Genomic DNA, 19,854 nt, shown 5'->3' on the forward strand with positions numbered 1-19,854 from the left:
CCATGGCGATGATCGACACCAACCACGCCACCGACCACGAGGGCCCGCATACCGGGACGGACGGCGTCCGACTGCATGTCCAGCGGCTGTCCCCGCCCGACGGCCGTCCGCCCACCGCCACCGCCGTGCTCATCCACGGTCTGCTCACCGACTCCCTCGCCAGCTGGTACTTCACGGTGGCCCCGGACCTCGCGGCCGCCGGTCTCGAGGTGGTGATGTACGACCAGCGGGGACACGGCCGCAGCGAGCGGCCCGGCTCCGGCTACCGGCTGGACACCTTCGTCACCGATCTGGAGCGGCTGCTCGACCAACTGGACATCACCAGTCCGGTCCACCTCGTGGGCAACTGCTTCGGCGGAACGGTGGCGTTCGCCTACGCCATGCGCCATCCGGAGCGGGTGGCCGGTATCGCGGTGATCGAGGCGAAGCCCGCCACCGAGAGCTGGCTGACCGAGATCAGCGGGATCCTCCGGCGCGTCGAGGAGGAACTGGTCGTCCATGAGGCCGAGTCGCTGGCCTGGGTGAGTGCCCACCGGGGCGCCCACACCGCACGACTGGCCAAGTCGGCCGCCCGCCTGGTGCGTACGACCACCATCGCCGAGGACGTACCGTCGAGCCGGGTGGTGAGCGAGGAGCAGCTCCGCGCGGTGCGCTGCCCGGTACTGGCCGTCTACGGCGCCGATTCCGAACTCGCCGGGCAGGAGCGGTGGTTGGAGTCGGTGCTGCCCGGCACCCGGACCGTCGTGCTGCCGGGGCAGGGCCACTCGGTCCTCGCCGAGGCACCCACGCGCATACGCGAACTGCTGCTGTCCTGGATCCAGGAGGCCGGTGCCCGATGAGCGAACCGAGCAGAGATCCGGAGGCCTCACCCCGCGCACCCCGCCGCTTTCTCTTCGTCGTGCCGCCGCTCGTCGGCCACGTCAACCCCACCCTCGGCGTCGCGGCCGAACTGACCGCACGCGGACACCAGGTGGCCTGGGCCGGGATGCCCGAGGTCGTCGAGCGGCTGACCGGGCCGGGGACGACGGTCCACCGCTGCGCCGGTCCTGTGCTGGGCGAGGGCGGGGCGGGCCGGCCACCGGACGTACGCGGTCCCGCCGCGCTGAAGTTCCTGTGGGAGCGGTTCCTGGTGCCGCTCGCCGAGGCCATGGCCCCGGACGTGGCCAAGGCCATCGCGGAGTTCCGCCCCGATGTGGTGATCGCCGACCAGCAGACCGTGGCGGGCGCACTGGTGGCCGAACGGTTGGGGGTGCGCTGGGCCACGTCCGCCACCACCTCGGCGGAGTTCACCGGCGCGCTGGACGGGATGCCCAAGATCGACACCTGGCTGGACGGGCTGCTGCACGAGGTGCGGGGCCGGATCGGCGACCCGGACGGCACCACCGATCCCCGGTTCTCGCCGGATCTCGTCCTGGCCTTCACCACCGAGGAGCTGGCCGGACGACCGGCCCGGGCGGGCGACCGCATGCACTATGTGGGCCCGTCGATCGCCGAGCGACCGGCCGGGACGGACTTCCCCTGGGAGTGGCTGGACCCCACGCGCCCGGCCGTCCTCGTCACGCTCGGCACCGCGAACACCGACGCCGGGGCGCGCTTCCTCACCGAGTGCCGGGAGGCCGTACGGGCGCGGGCCGGTCGCCTCCAGTCGGTCATCGTCGACCCCGACGACGTACTCGCCCCCGAGGCGCCGCATGACAACGACATCATGGTGCGCCGCTACGTCCCCCAACTTCCCCTGCTGCGACGGGTGAACGCGGTCGTCTGCCACGCGGGCCACAACACCGTCTGCGAAACCCTCTGGCACGGCGTACCGCTCGTCGTGGCGCCCATCCGGGACGACCAGCCGGTGGTGGCCGCCCAGGTGGTGGACGCGGGCGCGGGCATCCGGGTGCGCTTCGGCAGGGCGCGGGCGGCGGCCATCGGCGAGGCGCTCGACGCCGTGCTGGACGAACCGCGCTACCGCGCCGCGGCCGAGCGCGTGGGCGCGTCCTTCCGTGCGGCGGGCGGTGCCACCGCGGCCGCCACCCATCTGGAGCGGCTGGCCACCGCGGGCGCCGCCACCCGTGCCTCGGCGGTCGCCGCCCATGCCACCACGGGCGCCGCCACCCACCCCACCGCGCACCCGGAAGGGGAACGATGAGCCGCGAGAGTGCCCCACCCCGCATACCGGAGAAGCCGTCCCGCGCCGAGACCGTCGCCGCGCTGCGCCCCCGCTACCAGGCCGATCTGGCGCGGGGCACCGAGCGGTTCTTCGAACCCCGCCGCCCGGACTGCCCGTGGTGCGGCTCCACCCGGCTGGTGCGGCGGCTGCGCACGAAGGACCGGTACCAGAGCAAACCCGGCCGCTTCCGGCTCGACAAGTGCCGGGACTGCCGCCATGTCTTCCAGAACCCACGGCTGAACGACGACGGCCTGGAGTTCTACTACCGCGACTTCTACGACGGGATGGGGGAGATCGAACTCGGCAACGTCTTCTCCGGGCGGGACAAGGTGTACCGGCGGCGCGCGATGTTCCAGGAGCCCTCCGCCGAGCCCCCCAAGACCTGGCTCGACGTCGGCACCGGACACGGCCACTTCCCCGAGGTGGCCCGTACCGTCTTCCCCGGCACCCGCTTCGACGGACTCGACTTCACCGCCGGTGTCGAACTGGCCGAGCGTACGGGCCGCATCGACCGGGCCATCCGCGGCAGCTTCCCCGAACTGGCCGAGGAGCGGCTGGCCGGGAGCTACGACGTGGTGAGCATGTTCCACTACCTGGAGCACAGCACGGACCCCCGCGCCGAACTCCGCGCCGCCCGCCGCGCCCTGCGGCCCGGTGGCCATCTGCTGATCGAGGTGCCCGACCCGGAGTGCTGGTTCGGCCGCCTCTTCGGCCGGTTCTGGCTCCCCTGGCTCCAGCCCCAGCATCTGCACTTCGTTCCGGTGGCCAACCTCCGCGAGGAGCTGACCGCGCTGGGCTTCACCGTGACCGGCGAACAGCACGGCGGGCCGTCGGACACCGTCGATCTGCTCGGCGCCGTCTGGCTGGCGCTCAACGCGATCGCCCCGCCCGATGACGCCCCCTCCCTCGCCAAGCCGCCCGGCCGGCTCCGCTGGCTGCTGCGCTGCGCGATCCTGCTGGCGGGCGTGCCCGCCCTCGTGGTCGCGACCGCCCTCGACCGTCTGCTGCTCAAGCCACTGGCGGGGTTCGGCAAGATGTCCAACGCCTATCGGGTGGTGGCCCGGTGTGAAGCCTCCGCCCGTTCCGCCCCCCGCTGAAGTGGCCCCGGGCCCCGGACGTCAGGAGCCCGTCGCCGCGCCGCCGGGCGGTGGCGGCTCCTCCCCGGAGGTTTCCTGGGCCCGCGGCGGTGGCGGCTCGGTCGCCGCCAGGGCCGCGGGCATTCCGCCCGGCTTGCTGTTGACGTAGGTGGTGAGCCGGTGCACCTGACGTTCCAGGGCCCTGATCCGGTCCACGATGTCCTCGGGCAGGTTCGCCATCAGTCTGCCTCCTCCAGATACAGATCGGCGGTCTCCGGACGTCCCCGCTCCGGGGCGGTGACCTTGATGCCGACGACGCGGTAGCGGGCGTCCAGCCCCTCGGAGAACCACACGTCCTTGATGCGCAGCCGCACGGTCGTGCCGAGCAGCGCGGGCGTGGTGCCCGAGCCGAGGCGGATCCGCACCGAGGGGATGACCACCGTGCCGCGCAGGGCGGCGAGTTCGGACCGGGCGAACGCGTCGAGCGTCGCCTTGTCGGTGACATTGCTGTGGTCGGACGAGGTGTCCAGGCGGGGGAACCCGGCCGCGAGGAGATCCTCGGCCACCTGTTCCCCGGACATCACCGGGCCGCCCGCCCCGCCCTCCGGGGTGCCGCCCCTGGCCCGCGCGGTCGTCCCGCCGCGCGTGGCGTCGCGGGGGAAGGAGTACGACAGCACATCGCCCGGCAGATCCAGCATCACCGGCTGGCTGCCCACCCGGATCGTCGGAGAGCCCAGCTGGAGCTGCCTCACCCGGCGCCCGGTCACCGGATCCCGGTACACCGCGATCCGGTGCTCGAAACCCGGTTCCATCGCCGCGAGTTGCCCGATCGCCTCCTCCACCAGGGTCTCGTCACCGTCGCTGTAGGCCACCGTACGGGCCGCGGTGGGGGCCGTCGGCGCGTACTCCACACCGATGTGGCCGCCCTCGGACCCCTGCATGTAGTCCCACAGCCGACGGACGATCTCCAGATGGTCGAGCGCGGTGAAGCTCAGATTGGCGCGGATGTAGCGACGGCCCGCGTAGGAGTCGAACGTGGCCGCCTGAAGCCCGACCGTGGTGAGGCCCCGGTCGTCCGTGGCCGGGGTCAGGGTCCAGACGATGCCACCCCAGCAGACCTCGTCGCCCCGCTCCAGATAGACGGCGGTGCGCCCCTCCACCAGCTCCCGCACCCGCCGGGCCATCCGGGCGTCGGGCACCGGAAGGGTCGCGGTCAGGGATCCCGGCTTTCCGAGGTAGTCGTCGTACTCCACCTCCCGCAGGGGCAGTACATCGATGGCCTGGTCGGTGCGCAGATCGGTGAAGACGGCGCGGTAGCGGGCGTCCACGGCGCCTCACGCCACCGGGTCCACGCGGACGAAGCGGTTGTCGAAGTGCACACGCGTCCCCGCGATCGAGGAACGGTAGGCGGCGGTCGCCGTGTAGACGGCGCCCGGGGTGAGGCCCCCCACCGGGAAACAGGTGGAGATCGAGGCCCGCCCGGCACCGTCGAGGATCGCCGCGCGGTCGTCGGACGGGGCGAGCACCTCGGTGCCGCTCTGCGTCCTGAGCCGGAAGGAGATGTACGCGGTGGCGTTCCCGTCGGCGGCCGTGAAGGCGCCGAAGGTGAGGGACGTCCAGCGCGAGTACGGTGCGGTGAAGGTGGCGGTGAGCGTGGCGACGGTGTCGGTGAGCATCTCCTGGTAGGTGGCGGAGGTGGTGGCTCCCCAGTCCGCGGTGTGCCGCAGGATGGTGTCCGGAATGTACTTCGCCCACTGGGCGCCGTCCCAGCGCTCCAGCCGCCCGCCCCCGTCGCGGTACTGCCCGGCATACGCCCCGTTGTGCGGCGCGCCGCCCGCGGCGGGGACGATACCGCCGAGCGCCGCGGTGTAGCGGCGGCGGTCGGTGATGGCGGAGGCCCAGGTGATGCCCTTGGCCGCGGACGCCCCGGCGGGGACGGCGATCTCGTAGAGAAGCTCCGCGTTCTTGGGCACGGCCGGGGCGGTGGGGGAGCCGGCCGGGGTGCCCTGGAGGAGTTCCAGGGTGGCCTCGTACTTGCCGGAGCCGTCGTAGTCGGTGTCGTAGACCCGCACCACCAGCGCGTCCACCCGGGGCAGGCTGGAGTGCCCGTCGGCGACGGTCAGCAGGGTGTCGGAGTCGACGGTGACCGGATAGCCGCCCTGTGATCCCGTGGAGGTTCCCGGGATCCACACCTGGCCCGGGGAGAGCTTGGCCTGCATACCGGTGGCGGCGGTGCCGGTGAGCTGGAGCCCGCCGAACACGCATCCGGCCCGGGTCAGCAGCGGTCCGGCGGACGCCATGCCGAGGCTGACGGCCAGCCGGGTGTCCTCACGGGTCTGGCCGGTGGGCAGATGCCAGGCGGAACGGACGGTCATAGGACGGCTCCCACGGTCATCGGAGAACTCCTTGTGGTCGTACGGGGTTTGCGGATCGGAGCGGATGATGGGGCGGCGCGGCGCCTCACCACTCGGCGCGGCGCCAGGCGATGGTGGCGGTGGCTCCCTCCCCTCCCGACGCCGCGCGGAAGGACAGCTGCGAGGTCCCGGACGGCAGGGTGAACGACTCCTCCGGGGCGCTGCCCGGTGTGGCGGTGTGGCGGCGCGACGCGGTGCCGTTGAACATCACGGTCCCCTCGGCGGTGTCGACGACCATTTCGTCGTCCGGAGCGAGGGTGATCGCGTACTCCAGCCAGTCGCCGCTGGTCCGGTTGGCCAGCCGCGGCCGGGTGCACGGGCCGGTGAAGGTGATCACCGGATGGGCGGGTGCGCTGCCGTTGTTCTCCACCGCGAGATCGCCGGTGGAACCGGGCGCGCCCCAGGCCAGCGGCCAGCTGAGCGGCCAGGTCAGCCCCGCCTCCGGCTGCGGGAGCCCGGCGGTGTCCCGCCGCCCCACCGCCTCGTAGCGGCGTGGATCGCTCGCCTTCCACTGGAGCGTCATCTTGGCGAGGCGGCTCGCGGCGAACTGCCGGTCGGTGGGGACCACGCGCTGGGTGACCCGGGCCCGTACGGCCAGCGTCTCGCCGTGCAGGCGTACGGCCAGCCACTCCTCCTCGTCGCGTACGGCGGTGGCGGCACGCAGCGTGCGCAGCGCGTTCCGCACGCCCTCCGGCCCGGCGTCCGGGTCGGGGGCGAACCACACCTGCGCGGTGACCGTACGGGCCTGCGCCCACTGTGAGCCGGGCCAGCCGCCGTGCCCGACGGGGCGGTCCGCGTCGGAGGTGTCCAGCGCGGGCAACTCCTCCCAGCCGGTGAGCCCTTCGGCGGCGATCCAGTAGTCGGTGCCGGGGCCCATCAGCAGCCCGGCCCACTGCACCTGTCCATCGGTGGTGATGAGCGGCCCCGGCTCGGTGGCGGTGGTCTCGTCCGCCATGTCACCCCCTCGCCTTCATCAGGAACATCAGATCCTCGGCGGTCTGCCGGGCGCTGCCGCCCGGGGCTTCGTGGTAGTGCTCGATGACGAATCCGCCACCCGGCCCGCCGGATCCCGCGAGGGCGGCCGTGGGCCCGGTGCGGGTGAGCAGGGTGCTCAGCCGGTTCAGCGGCAGCACGGCCTCCGCCTGCCCGCCCTCGGCGAGCAGCGCGAGCGTGCCGCCGGGGCGCGGCAGCACGATGCCGCCCTGGGCGAGCGTGGGAATGGTGGGGATGTTCACCCCGAACGACTGGCCGCCGATCCCGGGCACCCATGAGGGCACCGAGACCTTGACCCGGTTCAGCGCGCCGATCGCCCGGTTGACCAGCCCGATCACCCCGTTGAGCGGCCCGCGCACGGCCCCGAGTACGGCGCTGAAGGCGCCCCGGACGATGCCGGCCAGCCCGTTGAAGGCGCGCTGGATGCCGTTGCGGGCGGAGCGGAAGGCGCCCGGGATCCGCTCCGAGAAGAAGGACAGCAGGGGCCGGACCACGGCCATGATGGCGTGGATGACCGTGGTGATGATGGCCTTGTAGATGTTGAAGTACGTCTTCACCACGGTCCAGATGACCTTCAGCACGACCGTGAACGCCGTCTTGATGCCGTTCCAGGTCGTCTGCACCACTTGTTTCGCCACGCGCATGGTGGAGCCGATGACCTGGCCGATGATCCTGAAGGCGGCCTGGACGATGCGCTGGACGGTCTTGGACTGCATGGCCATGTCGACGAGCTTCATGATCAGCGGCATGAGCAGCGCCATGATGGCACCGAACACGTTTGACTTCATGGCGGTGTTCAGGCCCTTCTGGGCCGTGGTCACCCCCTGGAGCCCCGTCCTCATCCGCCCCATCAGACCACCCCCGGTCGCCGCGCTGCGGCCGGCGGTGGTCATGGAGCGGCCGCTCTTGGCCACGCTGCGTTCGGCGGCGTTGGCTTCCCGCTGGAGGGTGCGCATCGAGTTGGCCGACTTGTCCACGTCGCCCTTGATACGGCCGACGGCTGAGCCCGCCTGCGTCGCGGTACGGGCGAACTTGGAGACGCTGGTATCGGTCTGGCCCACGGAGCTGCGCAGGCCGCGGAAGCCGGAGACGGATCGGTTGAGCGCTTGCAACAGCGACATCGGTCACCTTCCCGGCTCCGTCATTCAAGAGCCTGTGCGAGTCGGCTGATTCGTCCTTCCAACGCCCGGATAGCCTGTTCGGCCTCGCGGATGTTGCGCACATCCACGGCTCTCTCCTGGCCGGTTGGTCTCCCTGCCGCCGCCGCGGCGTTGCGCTGGCTCCCCCGGGAACGTTGGGCTTGCGATTCGGCGTGTTCCGCCTTCTCCTCGGCGTGCCTGGCTTTCTGGGCCGCGGCGCGGGCCTCATCGGCGGCGGCCTCGGCCTTGCTACCGGCACGTTCCGCGGCTTGCTTCGCACCGGTCACGGCTGTCTCGGTGGCGGACTTGGCGGCGGTGAACTCCGTCCGGACGCGGAGGATCGTACGGGCCAGTGAGGTACGCGTCGCCGCCACCCGCTGCTCCACGGCGGTGATGGATGCCTTGAGGGTCTCCGGGTTCAGACCGCGTCTCTTGTCGAGGATTTCCTGCAAGTCGAACACGGTCTTTTCGGCGTTGAACAGCTTGAAGCCAAAGGAGGCCCCCACTCCCTCGGCTTTGACGAGGCTGGTCTCCCCCTTCGCGGCGGCTGTTTGGACGAAGTCTTTCGCAGCCTGTGTAGCGTCCTTGACGATCTTCTGTGCGGCTCCCTGAATGACCGCGTGTACCTTGCGGTCGATCTCTTGATTCAGCCAGTGCAGCGGTTCGTCGGGTCCGGCCACTTGCCCTCCTCTCAGCCCGAGAACGCCTTATCCGAAGAACCGCGCCAACTCCGCCGCCGTCGGCGCATGGCCGTCGGTGGCTCGGTCGGCGGGCGGGCCGTCGGACATATCGGTTGCCCCCGGGCGGGGTACCGGTAGCGGTGCCTCCGGTGGGTCCGCGTATTCGTCCCGGTTGGCCGACGCGAACATCCAGTTGGCGATCGCCAAGTGGTCCACGACCGCCGCCAGCAGATGGGCCGTCAGCCCCCACTCCGCGGCCTCGCCCTCCCGCGCCCGTACGAACGCCGAGTCCGGCGGAAGGTGGCGTACCAGGACCGCCAGGCGCCGCGAGGACAGCGTCTCGTGGTGCCAGTCGAGCAGGTCGACGCCGTAGTACCGCAGCAGATCGGCCTCCAGCGCCTCGGCGTGCTCCTCAACGAGCGCGCCGAGGCTCAGCCTTCCCCCACGCCGAGCCCGGTGTCCTGGCCGTACGCCTCGAGGATGGCGGCGATGTCCTGCACGCTCACCTCGTGTTGGCACAGCCGCTGGTAGCTCTCCTCGCCCATGAGGAGGGCGAGCAGCCCGTCCAGGTCGTTGTCCTTCAGCTCGGCCAGTGCGTGCGCCGAGCGGCGGGGGATCTCGGTGGGCAGGGAGAACGTCTCCCCGTCCACCTCGAAGTCCCAGGTCAGGCCCAGCGCCTCCAGGCGCTGGGCGCGGGCGGCGTTGACGTTGAACGCAGGCATGGCGGCGGCTCCTTCGCGATCGGCGTGGCGGGGAGGGGGTCAGGATCCGGCGAACGCCGGGTCGTTCATCAGCCAGGTGGCCAGCGGGGTGTCGTTGTCGACGGCCAGTGCCGTGAAGGTGACCCCGAGCCGGACCGCGGCCGTGCGGGTGAGCTGGAGCTCCTCGGTCTCGGTGACCTGGCCGCGGCGCAGGATGAACCGGTACTTGATGACATCGCCGTCCGCGAACTCCACGCCCAGCATCCGCTCGTCCTTCTTCGGCTCGGCGGCGAGTTCGTAGCGGTACACCTTGGACTCGGCCTCCGTCTCCGTCACCACGGCGCCGCCGAAGAAGAACGGCAGGGTGTCCTCGTTGAGCTGGAGCAGCTGGAACTTCACGGTGAGGTCGCGGTCGGAGTAGACGAAGCGGGCCGGGCTGACCGACTGCCAGGTGTCCACCGGGTCGATCTTGTCCTTCTTGTTGAACTTGATGCCGTCGGTGGTGGTGTACCCGAGGTCCTTCCAGCCCGTCGCCCAGGCTGTGGAGACATCGGCCGGGACGGCGGTGCCGAGCGGGGCGGTCAGGATGCGGCCGGTCCCCGCGACACGGATCTCATTGGGGTTCATTCCGGGCATGCGATAGCTCCTTGTGGCGTGGTGATGAGGGCGGACGGTCGGCTGGTGGGTGGCCTACGCCGGGCGGATGGAGAGCCGGGCCGTGGACAGATAGCGGCTGGCCGCGGCGTGCTGGTAGTCGGGCAGCCACCGGGGGCCGTCCACTTCGGAGACATCGGTGACACAGGCGGTGCCGAACGTGGTGCCGCGCACGGTGAACAGCGCGGTCCGGGCGGCCGTGGCGACGGTGTGGGCCGTGGGCTTGTCCGGGCCGTATACCTCGAGGTCGACCAGCGGCTGGTCCAGATGGATGTCCTCGACCCAGACGCCACCCGCCCGGGAGACCAGCACGGCCTTCTGCGTTCCGTCGAAGTCCGGCGGGGTCCGGTTGTCCACGAGTACCCCGGCCAGTTCGGGGCGGTTCTTCAGATGCTCGACGACGAGGCGTTCGACGTCGGGAAAGATCACCAAGGGCTCGGTCATGCGCGCACTCCTTGCTGTGGTCAGGGGCTGCGCACAGCGAAAAGCGGCGGGGCCGTGGCCCTCCAGGGGGCACAGCTCCGCCGCTGGCACCAAGTGTGATGCACCGGAAGCCCATTGACAACCACTTGTCGTCACTTATGCCGAGATGACCATGGGCCCCGCAGGTCACGTACGTCGTCGTGTGGCCCGCTCGGCCGCGAACACATCCTCCAGTCGATAGAGGAACGCCTTGCCCTGGCGCCCCGCGGGCCGCATATGCTTCAACTGCACCCACTTGCGGATGGTGGCCGGGGTGACACCCACCTCCACGGCGGCCACGGCGGCGGTCAGCAACGGATACTCGGGCGCCGGTGTGGTCCTCATCGGCTCACCGCCACGACGGTGGAACCCTCGTCCAGGGCGGCGGTGATCTCCTCCAGGGTGAGCGCGCCGCCGGCGGCCAGCTCCGCCCACTCGCCCTCCGGCCAGGAGTGCCGATGCGCCCGGTCCGCGTGGCAGCCGCACGCGGTGTGCGGGCAGCGGCAGCCGGGGTTGATGCACAGCACCGCCCGGCGCAGCGGAAAGGCCCGCAGCGAGACCGAGGCGCACAGCGGGCACCGGCCGCTCAGCCGGACCACGGGCTCGGCGTCCCCGAGCGCGCCCGCGCAGCGCCGCGCCATTCCGCTGATCTCGCCCAGCAGATGGCGCATCAGCAACGGGTCGGCCTCGACCCGTTCCAGCAGCCCCGCGAGACGGGCCAGTCTGACCTCGACCGTGCCCCTGCCCGTGGGCGGCAGCCCGAGCCGGTCGTGGACGGCCTCCTCCAGTTCCACGACGCCGTCGGTGATGTCGCGTACGGTGTCGGAGACCCGCAGGCGCAACGGCTCCGAGGGCCCGCGGCGGTCGGTGCCTCCCCGCGGCCGGCCGAGGCCGGGGCGGTGCGGGGAGGGCGTCAACTCCGCCTGGAGCTCGGGGAACTGCCGTATCAGGACGGTGATCCAGTGGCTCGCTCTGATGCGGTCGGGATGCGCGAGTGCGTCATTGCTCAACAGAACCCCCCAGGTCGTCTGCTTCTTCGCTCCCTAGGGACCCCGGGTCCACGCGGAACGGTTCCCACCGGAAGGGCGCGCGGAAGCGGGGATCAGGGGCGCCGGAGCAGGCGTCGGGAAGGCGCCGCGGTGGGCGTCAGGGGAGGATCGAGTCGACGTAGCCGCCGTCGGCGCGCACGGCTCCGCCGGTGGTCGCCGAGGCGAAGGTGGAGCTCAGGTAGACCGCCATGTTGGCGATCTCCTCGGGCTCGATCAGCCGCTGGATGAGCGACTGCGGCCGGTACTTGGCCATGAACTCCCGCTGGGCCTGCTCCCAGGGCAGCTCCGGGTCCACCAGCTCGTACACGAAGTCCTCGACGCCGCCGGTGTGGGTCGGCCCGGCGATCAGCGAGTTGACGGTGACGCCCGTACCGGCGGCCTCCTTGGCGAAGCCACGGGTGACCGCGAGCAGCGCGGTCTTCGACATCCCGTAGTGGATCATCTCGGCCGGGATGACGACGGCGGAGTCGCTGGCCACGTTCAGGATCCGGCCCCATGCGCGGTCCTTCATCCCGGGCAGCAGGCTCCGGATCATCCGGACGGAGGCCAGGACGTTCACCTCGAAATAGCGCCGCCACTCGTCGTCGCTGATCTCCAGCGCCGGAGTGGCCCCGAAGATGCCGAGGTTGTTGACCAGGACATCGACGTCCGGCACGGCGCCGGTGACCTCACGGGCGCCGTCATCGGACGTGATGTCGCCGGGGGCGGAGACGAACGAGCCGCCCTCCGTGTCCTCCTCCAGCTTCTGGATGGCGGCCTCGACGGACTCCTGCCGGCGCCCGTTGACGGCGACACGGGCGCCCGCCCGCGCCAGCCCGGCGGCGATGGCGAATCCGATGCCCTGCGTGGAGCCGGTGACCAGGGCGGTCTTACCGGAAAGGTCGATCTGCACGGAGCTCCTTCGTCGATGCCTGATTACTTGCGTGCGCCTTTAGTTGCACACGCGCCATACTAGCGTAGCCCGCTGCGACGACGGCCGTGGCCGCTCAGGACCCATGACGGACCTCGATGCTCAGGACCCATGGCGGACCTCGACGCTCAGGACCCATGGCGGACCTCGATCTGCCCCCGCAGCCTCGGATCGCGTGAGGAGGAGCCCACCTCCACGGTCCGGCGCCCGGTGCCCAGTACCCATCCATGGCGTTCGGAGTCCCATGCGGACAGCGTCCGCGCGGCCACCCGCACCGTCACCTTCCGCGCCTGGCCGGGCCGCAGATGGACCCGCCGGAAGCCCGCCAGCGCCCGCTCGGCCTGGTCGAGCGGCAGATCGGGCGAGGGCCCCACATACACCTGCGCCACCTCCGCCCCGGCCCGCCGCCCGGTGTTGCGCACGGTGAAGACCGCCTCCAGCCCGCTTCCGCGGCGTCGCAGCCGCAGCCCCGCATAGCCGAAGGTGGTGTACGACAGGCCGTGGCCGAAGGGGAAGAGCGGCCGCACGCCCTCGGCGTCGTACCAGCGATAGCCGACCCGGATGCCCTCGGAGTACTCCGCACGGCCGTTCACCCCGGGGTAGCGCCGGGGGTAACCGGCCATCGGGTGGCGGTCGTCGGAGACGGGGAAGGACTGGGTGAGCCGCCCGCCGGGGTTGGCGTCGCCGAAGAGCAGGGCGGTGGTGGCGGCGGCGCCCTCCTGGCCCGGGTAGTACATCTGGAGGACGGCGCCGGTGCGGTCCAGCCAGGGCATCGAGGTGCACGAGGAGGTGTTGAGGACCACGGTGGTGCGCGGGTTGGCCCGGGTGACGGCGGCGATCAGCGCGTTCTGATGGCCGGGGAGGGCGATGGTGGTGCGGTCCCTGCCCTCGGTGGCGTCCTCGTGGGCGAAGAGCACCACACTGTGCGCGGCGCGGGCGGCGCGCACGGCCTTGTCGACATCGGCGGCGCGCGTGGCCGAGGTGGTGCGGCGCAGCCGGAAGGTCAGCCCCTCCCCGCCGCCCTTGGCGGTGACCTTCAGCCGGTGCTTCCCCGCCGTCAGCGCGACGGCCGCCCGGCGCACGGCGAGCCCGTCCGGGGCGGCGCTGAGGAAGCCACCGGTGAAGTACTCGCCCAGGCCGGGCCGGAACGGGAACAGTTCCTCGCCGTCCAGCAGGACCTTCGGGCGGCCGGCGGGCGGGCCGCTGAAGTGCAGGACGAACGTCCACTCATCGGCCTCGGTGACGGTGAGGGTGCCGTCGTAGCTCCAAGTCTTCCCCGCCGCCACCTTCCGCTCCTCCAGCCCGGTGGCCGGGGAGAGCGCGGCGGTGGGGAGCTTCTTGCCGAACACGTCCTCGCCCAGGGCGTACGCCACCCGGGCCCCCTTCCCGGCGCGCTCGCGCATCGCCTCCAGCGGGCTCGCGGCATGGTCGGGGACCACATGGGCGCTGCCGCCGCCACTGAGGAAGGGGATGGAGCCGGCCGGACCGACGACGGCGATCGACCGGGCGGCGGGCCCGGTCAGCGGCAGTGTGCCGCGCTCATTGCGCAGCAGGACACCGCCCGCCGTCGCGACCTTCAGCGCGATGCGCGCGCCGGCACCGGGGTCCCGGCCCGGCCGTGGCGGGGCGTTGCCGTCCAGCAGGCCGAAGCGGTCCATGAGGGTCAGGACGCGGCCGACCGCGCGGTCCACCTCGGCCTCCGGTACGGTTCCGTCGGCCACCGACCTGAGCAGGGCGGCGCCGAAGTACTTGCCGTCGGGCATCTCCATGTCCAGCCCGGCGCCGAGGGCCGCCGCGGTGCTGTGGGCGGCGTGCCAGTCGGTCATCACCCAGCCGTCGAAGCCCCAGTCCTCGCGCAGCACGCCCGTCAGCAGCGGCTCGCTCTCACAGGCGAAGGCCCCGTTGACCTTGTTGTAGGCGCCCATGACGGCCCCCGCGCCCGCCCGTACGGCCGCCTCGAAGCCGGGCAGCTCCGTCTCCCGCATCGTCCGCTCGTCGACGATGACATCGATCGACTCCCGCTCGTGTTCCTGGTTGTTCAGGGCGAAGTGTTTGACGGTGGCGATCAGGCCCTCGCCCTGGATGCCACGCACCTCCTCGGCCACCAGCTCGGAGGCGAGCAGGGGGTCCTCGCCGAAGGTCTCGAAGTTGCGCCCGGCGTACGGGGTGCGGATGAGGTTGACCATGGGGGAGAGCAGCACATCCTGGCCGAGCGCGCGGCCCTCGCGCCCGATGGTGCGCCCGTACTCCCGCGCCAGGGCCGGGTCGAAGGCGGAGGCGAGCAGCACCGGCGCGGGCAGCGCGGTGGCCCGCCGGGTGACCCGTACGCCGGCGGGCCCGTCGGCGAGGCGCAGCGGGGGAATGCCGAGCCGGGGGACACCGGGGGTGTAGCCCGCCTGCCCGAGGCTGTGGGGATCCTTCGCGCCGTGCAGCAGCGAGACCTTCTCCTCCAGCGTCATCCGGCCGATGAGCGTGTCCACGCGGGAGGCGGGACCGCTTGCGGGACCGGGCGCGGATCCGGGACCGGAAACGGGCGCGGCCGCGGCCGCCGGCCATCCGCTTCCACCGGTGGCGGCGACGGCCATCGCCCCTCCCAGGAAGGACAGGGCGGAACGTCGTGACAGGGCGCCCGGCATGGCGTCACTCCATCTCTCGCGGCTCGAAGACGTGTGTGTACGCAGGCGTGCTGACGTTGCTTCGGTGTCCGTCGGGTGAACACCGTGCGGACATCACATCACGGGGTCGGCCGCTCGCCGGTGTGCGCCGGGTTTCGGGATCGAGGTGTCGGGCTCAGCGCGCGGCGATCCGCGCGGCCACGCAGAGGTCCTCGTCGCGATAGCCGAGGCGGGTGTAGAGCCGTTCGGCGGGGGCGTTGTCGGCGAGCTGCCACAGTGTGCAGAAGCCGTGCCGCCGTACGGCGTACCGGGTGAGCCACGAGGTCAGCGCCGCGCCGAGCCCCTGGCCGCGCTGCCGGGCGTCGGTCGCCACGGACGCCATCAGCGGGGCGCCGCTGTCCCGCAGGCTGCTCAGGGCGCCGCAGGCCACCAGCCGCCCGTCCTCGCCCCGGATCCCGGCCCACAGGCTGATACCGGAGGAGCCGGGGCCGGTGGAATGGCCCGGGCTGTGCTCCCGGAGGAAGGTCAGCAGCTCCTCGTGGTGGCGTTCGCCGAGCTCGACCACGCGCTCCTCACCCGGATGGACGGGCGGCTCGTCCGGTGTCCAGCGGAAGACCCACTCGACCACGTCGGCGATCGGCAGATGGCGGGCGACCAGGGTGTCGGTGCCGCGGGGGCCCGTGAACTCCTTCACATCGTCGGGAAGGCGCTGTGCCGCGCCCAGCACCAGTCCGGCGGCGGCCACCGGCTTCCCGACGCTCCACACATGGCCCCGGGAGCCATCGAGCCAGGCCACGGCTCCGGGGCCGGACCAGCTGAGCCGGCCGGCCGGGCGTCGGCGCGCCGCGCCGAAACGCAGCAGGGCGGAGCCCGGGCGGTCCTCCAGGCCCTGGGTGAACAGATCCGCGGTGCGGGGAGGGAACGTCGTGGACTGCATCACTTTCGGAAGGGTGAGGAGAAGGGGAGGGGCGGTCCACTGTGACATACCGCCCCTGGCCGGGGGCAAATGCGGTGGACCCCGCCCGGGAGGGGCGGGGTCCACCGTCACGGGGAGGTGCGATCAGGTGCGGTAGGCGTAGTAGGCCGAGGTCGGGTACGAGGCGATGATGCTGGCCACGGACTTCCGGTAGGTGTTGACCGAGTGGTACGTCAGATACGGGACCCCGCTGGAGCTGCGGTAGGTGACGACCATGGTGTGGTCCTTGGACCCGTCCTTGTCGAAGTCCATCTGCATGACGTCGCCGACGCCCATGTAGTAGACGTTCGCCAGGTTGGTGGCCCGCTTGGAGTCCAGCGTGAACCACGACCACTCGTTGGCGCCCACCCAGGACGTCGACTGGTACGAGGTGTCGTACCACCAGCTGCGGTAGTCCTCGGCGTCACCGGACTTGTTGGCCCAGCCGCCCGCCTTCAGGGCCTGGCTGACGAAGTTGGTGCAGTCGCCACCGGCCTCGTTGAACTTCCGGTAGGCGGGGTTGTAGTTCTGCCAGTACTTCTCGGCGTACGAGGCCATCGCCGCGTAGTCGTAGCTTCCCGCGGGCTTCGTCTGCGGCCGGGACGGCACCGAGGTGGCGGCGGGCGTCGCATCGGGCAGGGCCGTCGTCCTGGCCGCCGCCACCGGCGCCGTGGCGGGCTCGTTGACCGCCACCGGGCCGTCGTCGGTCGAGGTGAGGCCGGTCAGCTGCCACTTCCCGTCCGCGGTGGCGGCGAAGCTCAGCCGGTGGTGCGCCTGGAAGCCGGTCGTCGCGGGCTCGTCGCCGCGTATCTTCTTGTAGGCCAGCGTCGTGGTCTCGGTGGCCTGGACGGTGGCGTGCCCGGCCTCGACCCGCACCCGGTCCACCGCCACCCGGGTGTCGGCGGATGTGTACGCCTCGCCCAGGGACGCGAGCCGCGCCTTGCGGGTGCGCAGCGCGGACAGCGCGGTGTCCTCGGTCCGGGTCTGGCCGGCCGACAGCCGGACGTTCTTCTCGGCGAGCGGGGCCGCGCGCCGCACCGACTGCTTGGTGGCCAGCAGCGCCGCCGTGCGCTGGGTCAGCACCGCGTCGGCCAGGCGCCCGAAGGACTGCGCGGTCGCGGTGTCCACGGTGCCGGCCGCCGCCGGGCCCTCCGCCGCGCTCGCGGCGGAGGCGGGCAGGACCACGGCGGACAGGGCCGCCGTCAGCACGGCCCCCACGGCGGATCTGAAGGTCGTTGACTTCACGTGTATTTCCCCTCCACACCCCCGGCCCGGACGGACCGGGGTCACCGAATCATCACATGAACTCCGTGTGCGTGGAGGTCATGTGATGATTCCGGCTGTGCGGAGGCCGGGCAGGCCCGGTGTCATGCGGGGAGGCCGGATCCCGCCCGGCGTTGTCACCAGGTGACGGGCAGCTCATGCGCTCCGTAGATGATCATGTCGCTGCGCATCCGGACCTCCTCCGGGGGCACGGCGAGCCGCAGTCCCGGGAACCGGCGGATCAGTCCGCGGTAGCCCGACACCAGCTCGATCCTGGCCAGATGCTGCCCGAGACACTGATGGATGCCGTATCCGAAGGCCAGATGGCTGCTGCGGGGACGCCCGACGTCGAGCGTGTCCGGGTCGTCCACCAGCGCCGGGTCCCGGTTGACCGCCGGGACCGAGACGGCCACGGACTGGCCCGCCTTGATGGTGACACCGCCGACGACCACGTCCTCCAGCGCGATGCGGACGGGGAAGGCGTTGACGATGCTGAGGTAGCGCAGCAGCTCCTCGACGGCTGTCGGGAGGAGCGACTCGTCGGCCCGCAGTCGCTCGAACTGCTCGGGCCGGCGCAGCAGGGCGAAGGTGCCGAGGCTGAGCATATTGGTGGTGGTCTCGTGGCCGGCGATCAGCAGCAGCCCCGCGATACCGCCGATCTCCACGTCATTGAGCTCGTCGACGGCGGTCAGCAGGGAGATCAGATCGTCCTGCGGCGCCTTGCGCTTGGCCTCGACCAGTGTGCGCAGGAAGTCGTCGAGCGCGGTCTTCCCGGCGACGAACTCCTCGTCGGTGCGGTCCTGGCGGAGCAGCCGCGCGGCGACGGTCTGGAAGAACTCCCGCTCCTCGTACGGCACACCGAGCATCTCGCAGATCACCAGCGAGGGAATGGGCAGGGCGAAGTGCCGCACCAGGTCGGCCGGTTTGCCGGCCGCCTCCAACGCGTCCAGCTGGTTGGCAACGATGTCTTCGACGCGCGCTTCCAGCTCGCGCATCCGCCGCACCGTGAAGTACCGCGTGAGCTGACCCCGGTAGCGGCCGTGCTCCGGCGCGTCCATGGCCAGGAATGACCCCGCCCCGCTGCTGCGGTCCCGGCGGACCGACTCGGGGACCTTCCGCATCGTGTCGTCGCCACGCCAGCGCTCGGCGCTGAACCGGGAATCCCGCAGCACCTCCCGCGCCTCGTGATACCCGGTCACCAGCCAGCCCGCGCTGCCGCCGGCGAACCTCAGCGGGCTGATCGGTGGCCCGGTGAGCAGCGCACGTGCCGGGTTGACGTAATCGTCCCGCTCGTTCGGATACGAAGGGAGGTCATGGAGATCTCGGAGGTCGTCATGGGTCGTGGGCATCGGAGCGTTCACGATGGCTCTCCTTCGTGATTCCTCGAACTTTCCGGGGGCGAACGTCCCGGAGCCGTCGGCCGCGGCTTTCAGTAGGGAACGCTACCGATAGGGTTCCCTACTGAACAGGGGGACGGATCGGCTACCGTACGGATCTGGCCAGGTTTCCGAACAACTGGCGGAGAGGGGCACACCGATGCCGCCGCAGCGGTCAAAGACCGTGGAAGCGCTGATCGTCGGGGCGGAGCGGGCGTTCTCCGAACGCGGCTTCCACGGGGCCTCGATCGGCTACATCTGCCAGTGCGCGGGCAGGACCACCGGGGCCTTCTACTCCAACTACGACAGCAAGCTGAAGCTCTTCCTCGATGTCTTCCGGCGGCACAGCGACCGCACCGCCGACTACATCCAGGAGCAGATCGCCGAGATGGACACCGGACGGGATCTGGCCCCCCAGCTCGCCCGGACCTTCGCCGAGATCTTCAACGGCGAGCATCTGAACGTCCGGTGGGTCTTCATCCACCTCGAGTTCCGCCTGATGGCGCTCCGGGACGGCGATGCCGCCGCCGCGCTGGTGGATCACGAGAAGAGATTCAGCCGCCGCATCGGCACCATGCTGGACGGGCTGTTCGATCGGGCCGGCCACCGGCCCGCCCTGCGAGGCACCGAACTGGCCACGCTGCTCGGCGCGATGACACGGGGCATCAAACTGGACCGGGGCATCTACGCGATGGGCGGTGTCGACGATCCGCTCTCGGCCGACCAGGTGGCGAGCGCGCTGGAGGGCCTGTTCCGCTCGGTGGACTGAGCCCGCGGCCACGTCACGCGCGCCGTCCTCCGCCTGGCCACCGCGGCCGTGGGGAGGCCACCGCAGTCGTCGCCCGCCGGCGGTGGCCTGCGCGTGCCCGAGGCTCAGCCCGCCCGGCGGAAGCTGTCGATCGGACCGCCGAAGCCGCCCTCGGGGCCCTTCCAGTTGATGGCCAGGGCGCCGTCGCCCTTCATCCCCACGGTGCCCTCGCCCCGTCCTCCGTCACTGCCGCCCTTGCACGACAGGGTCAGGGAAGGCTCGTCCTCGCCGCCCTTCTGGCCGGGCTTCAGCGTGCCGGTGCAGTCGAGCTTCGGCCCCTTCGCCGTGACCTTGCCGTCCGCGATGGTGAGGGTCGCCAGGGCGTCGTCGGACTTCGCCGCCACGATGGACTTCCAGGACCCGGCCGAACGCTCGATGATCGTGCCCTGGGCCGCCGGGCCCGAACTCGGTGACTGCTGGGCGGACTGGGTGGCTTCGCCGCTCGGCTTCGATTCCTTCTTCCCGTCGTCACCGTCTCCGCAGCCGCTGACGGCCAGACCGACGATGACCGAAGTGATCGCCATGTGCACTGCCTTGCGCACGTGATCTCCCTTTCCCCGTTCAATTGGGCACGTCAACCTAACAGCCCCGCCACGCC

Annotated in this window: 22 protein-coding genes; 4 read left to right on the top strand and 18 right to left on the bottom strand. The window is 71.6% G+C overall.

Annotation, left to right across the window (positions count from 1 at the left end):
• Positions 1–2: 2 nt before the first annotated feature.
• The 3 genes from J8403_RS40255 to J8403_RS40265 are packed head-to-tail and all read left to right on the top strand — an operon-like array spanning position 3 to position 3,258.
• Positions 3–839 carry an alpha/beta fold hydrolase gene (locus tag J8403_RS40255; RefSeq protein WP_425519870.1) on the top strand — a complete coding sequence of 279 codons (837 nt, stop codon included), beginning with the start codon at positions 3–5 and terminating at the stop codon, positions 837–839.
• On the top strand, positions 836–2,140 hold the full coding sequence (locus J8403_RS40260) for a glycosyltransferase (RefSeq protein ID WP_211127492.1): 1,305 nt from the start codon (positions 836–838) through the stop codon (positions 2,138–2,140). Before J8403_RS40255 ends, J8403_RS40260 begins: the two co-directional genes overlap by 4 nt.
• Positions 2,137–3,258, top strand: a complete 1,122-nt coding sequence (locus J8403_RS40265) for a class I SAM-dependent methyltransferase (RefSeq protein ID WP_211127493.1) — start codon at positions 2,137–2,139, stop codon at positions 3,256–3,258. Before J8403_RS40260 ends, J8403_RS40265 begins: the two co-directional genes overlap by 4 nt.
• A 21-nt stretch (positions 3,259–3,279) precedes the next feature.
• On the opposite strand, the gene J8403_RS40270 is transcribed toward J8403_RS40265, so the two are convergent.
• The 17 genes from J8403_RS40270 to J8403_RS40350 form a co-directional block, all read right to left on the bottom strand.
• Positions 3,280–3,477 (bottom strand): hypothetical protein, encoded by a 198-nt coding sequence (locus J8403_RS40270; RefSeq protein WP_211127494.1) that lies wholly within the window; start codon positions 3,475–3,477, stop codon positions 3,280–3,282.
• Entirely contained in the window at positions 3,477–4,565 is a 1,089-nt protein-coding gene (locus tag J8403_RS40275; RefSeq protein ID WP_211127495.1) for a hypothetical protein, read from the bottom strand. Before J8403_RS40275 ends, J8403_RS40270 begins: the two co-directional genes overlap by 1 nt.
• Positions 4,566–4,571: 6 nt before the next feature.
• Positions 4,572–5,612: a hypothetical protein gene (locus J8403_RS40280; protein WP_211127496.1), complete on the bottom strand. Its 1,041-nt coding sequence runs from the start codon at positions 5,610–5,612 to the stop codon at positions 4,572–4,574.
• A gap of 85 nt (positions 5,613–5,697) precedes the next feature.
• A complete protein-coding gene (locus J8403_RS40285) occupies positions 5,698–6,606 on the bottom strand; it encodes a phage distal tail protein (protein ID WP_211127497.1) in 909 nt (302 codons plus the stop codon).
• A 1-nt stretch (position 6,607) separates the two neighbouring features.
• A complete protein-coding gene (locus J8403_RS40290) occupies positions 6,608–7,765 on the bottom strand; it encodes a phage tail family protein (RefSeq protein ID WP_211127498.1) in 1,158 nt (385 codons plus the stop codon).
• Positions 7,766–7,785: 20 nt separating this feature from the next.
• On the bottom strand, positions 7,786–8,463 hold the full coding sequence (locus J8403_RS40295; protein ID WP_211127499.1) for a hypothetical protein: 678 nt from the start codon (positions 8,461–8,463) through the stop codon (positions 7,786–7,788).
• Between the two features lie 27 nt (positions 8,464–8,490).
• Complete coding sequence (locus J8403_RS40300) at positions 8,491–8,847, bottom strand: DUF5361 domain-containing protein (RefSeq protein ID WP_246586442.1); 357 nt, start codon at positions 8,845–8,847, stop codon at positions 8,491–8,493.
• A 47-nt stretch (positions 8,848–8,894) separates the two neighbouring features.
• On the bottom strand, positions 8,895–9,185 hold the full coding sequence (locus tag J8403_RS40305; RefSeq protein WP_037953889.1) for a hypothetical protein: 291 nt from the start codon (positions 9,183–9,185) through the stop codon (positions 8,895–8,897).
• 39 nt (positions 9,186–9,224) lie between these two features.
• Positions 9,225–9,800, bottom strand: coding sequence for a phage tail tube protein (locus J8403_RS40310; RefSeq protein WP_164423265.1), 576 nt, complete (start codon positions 9,798–9,800; stop codon positions 9,225–9,227).
• A gap of 54 nt (positions 9,801–9,854) precedes the next feature.
• The gene (locus tag J8403_RS40315; RefSeq protein WP_086881881.1) at positions 9,855–10,262 is read right to left on the bottom strand and encodes a hypothetical protein; all 408 of its coding nucleotides are present in this window, start codon (positions 10,260–10,262) and stop codon (positions 9,855–9,857) included.
• Between the two features lie 165 nt (positions 10,263–10,427).
• A complete protein-coding gene (locus J8403_RS40320; RefSeq protein ID WP_211127500.1) occupies positions 10,428–10,625 on the bottom strand; it encodes a hypothetical protein in 198 nt (65 codons plus the stop codon).
• Positions 10,622–11,290 (bottom strand): hypothetical protein, encoded by a 669-nt coding sequence (locus tag J8403_RS40325; protein ID WP_211127501.1) that lies wholly within the window; start codon positions 11,288–11,290, stop codon positions 10,622–10,624. Before J8403_RS40325 ends, J8403_RS40320 begins: the two co-directional genes overlap by 4 nt.
• Positions 11,291–11,426: 136 nt before the next feature.
• A complete protein-coding gene (locus tag J8403_RS40330; RefSeq protein ID WP_211127502.1) occupies positions 11,427–12,221 on the bottom strand; it encodes an SDR family NAD(P)-dependent oxidoreductase in 795 nt (264 codons plus the stop codon).
• 146 nt (positions 12,222–12,367) lie between these two features.
• A complete protein-coding gene (locus J8403_RS40335) occupies positions 12,368–14,875 on the bottom strand; it encodes a beta-glucosidase family protein (protein WP_211127503.1) in 2,508 nt (835 codons plus the stop codon).
• 154 nt (positions 14,876–15,029) lie between these two features.
• The gene (locus J8403_RS40340) at positions 15,030–15,791 is read right to left on the bottom strand and encodes a GNAT family N-acetyltransferase (RefSeq protein ID WP_211127504.1); all 762 of its coding nucleotides are present in this window, start codon (positions 15,789–15,791) and stop codon (positions 15,030–15,032) included.
• Between the two features lie 123 nt (positions 15,792–15,914).
• Positions 15,915–17,054, bottom strand: coding sequence for an amidase domain-containing protein (locus tag J8403_RS40345; protein WP_211127505.1), 1,140 nt, complete (start codon positions 17,052–17,054; stop codon positions 15,915–15,917).
• 155 nt (positions 17,055–17,209) lie between these two features.
• A complete protein-coding gene (locus J8403_RS40350; RefSeq protein WP_211127506.1) occupies positions 17,210–18,433 on the bottom strand; it encodes a cytochrome P450 in 1,224 nt (407 codons plus the stop codon).
• Positions 18,434–18,608: 175 nt separating this feature from the next.
• Here J8403_RS40350 and J8403_RS40355 point away from each other — a divergent pair, with 175 nt between their 5' ends.
• On the top strand, positions 18,609–19,217 hold the full coding sequence (locus tag J8403_RS40355) for a TetR/AcrR family transcriptional regulator (protein WP_211127507.1): 609 nt from the start codon (positions 18,609–18,611) through the stop codon (positions 19,215–19,217).
• Positions 19,218–19,321: 104 nt separating this feature from the next.
• Here the strand turns inward: J8403_RS40355 and J8403_RS40360 are convergent, their stop codons facing one another.
• Complete coding sequence (locus tag J8403_RS40360) at positions 19,322–19,798, bottom strand: hypothetical protein (protein WP_211127508.1); 477 nt, start codon at positions 19,796–19,798, stop codon at positions 19,322–19,324.
• Between the last annotated feature and the right edge of the window lie 56 nt (positions 19,799–19,854).

It is taken from the genome of Streptomyces yatensis (assembly GCF_018069625.1).
GTDB lineage: Bacteria > Actinomycetota > Actinomycetes > Streptomycetales > Streptomycetaceae > Streptomyces > Streptomyces yatensis.

What these genes read in the sequence shown, in the direction of transcription:
- J8403_RS40255 (WP_425519870.1), top strand. Translation starts at nt 3, where the DNA reads ATGGCGATGATCGACACCAACCACGCCACCGACCACGAGGGCCCGCAT.
- J8403_RS40260 (WP_211127492.1), top strand. Translation starts at nt 836, where the DNA reads ATGAGCGAACCGAGCAGAGATCCGGAGGCCTCACCCCGCGCACCCCGC.
- J8403_RS40265 (WP_211127493.1), top strand. Translation starts at nt 2,137, where the DNA reads ATGAGCCGCGAGAGTGCCCCACCCCGCATACCGGAGAAGCCGTCCCGC.
- J8403_RS40270 (WP_211127494.1), bottom strand. Translation starts at nt 3,477, where the DNA reads ATGGCGAACCTGCCCGAGGACATCGTGGACCGGATCAGGGCCCTGGAA.
- J8403_RS40280 (WP_211127496.1), bottom strand. Translation starts at nt 5,612, where the DNA reads ATGACCGTCCGTTCCGCCTGGCATCTGCCCACCGGCCAGACCCGTGAG.
- J8403_RS40285 (WP_211127497.1), bottom strand. Translation starts at nt 6,606, where the DNA reads ATGGCGGACGAGACCACCGCCACCGAGCCGGGGCCGCTCATCACCACC.
- J8403_RS40290 (WP_211127498.1), bottom strand. Translation starts at nt 7,765, where the DNA reads ATGTCGCTGTTGCAAGCGCTCAACCGATCCGTCTCCGGCTTCCGCGGC.
- J8403_RS40305 (WP_037953889.1), bottom strand. Translation starts at nt 9,185, where the DNA reads ATGCCTGCGTTCAACGTCAACGCCGCCCGCGCCCAGCGCCTGGAGGCG.
- J8403_RS40310 (WP_164423265.1), bottom strand. Translation starts at nt 9,800, where the DNA reads ATGCCCGGAATGAACCCCAATGAGATCCGTGTCGCGGGGACCGGCCGC.
- J8403_RS40315 (WP_086881881.1), bottom strand. Translation starts at nt 10,262, where the DNA reads ATGACCGAGCCCTTGGTGATCTTTCCCGACGTCGAACGCCTCGTCGTC.
- J8403_RS40320 (WP_211127500.1), bottom strand. Translation starts at nt 10,625, where the DNA reads ATGAGGACCACACCGGCGCCCGAGTATCCGTTGCTGACCGCCGCCGTG.
- J8403_RS40335 (WP_211127503.1), bottom strand. Translation starts at nt 14,875, where the DNA reads ATGCCGGGCGCCCTGTCACGACGTTCCGCCCTGTCCTTCCTGGGAGGG.
- J8403_RS40340 (WP_211127504.1), bottom strand. Translation starts at nt 15,791, where the DNA reads ATGCAGTCCACGACGTTCCCTCCCCGCACCGCGGATCTGTTCACCCAG.
- J8403_RS40355 (WP_211127507.1), top strand. Translation starts at nt 18,609, where the DNA reads ATGCCGCCGCAGCGGTCAAAGACCGTGGAAGCGCTGATCGTCGGGGCG.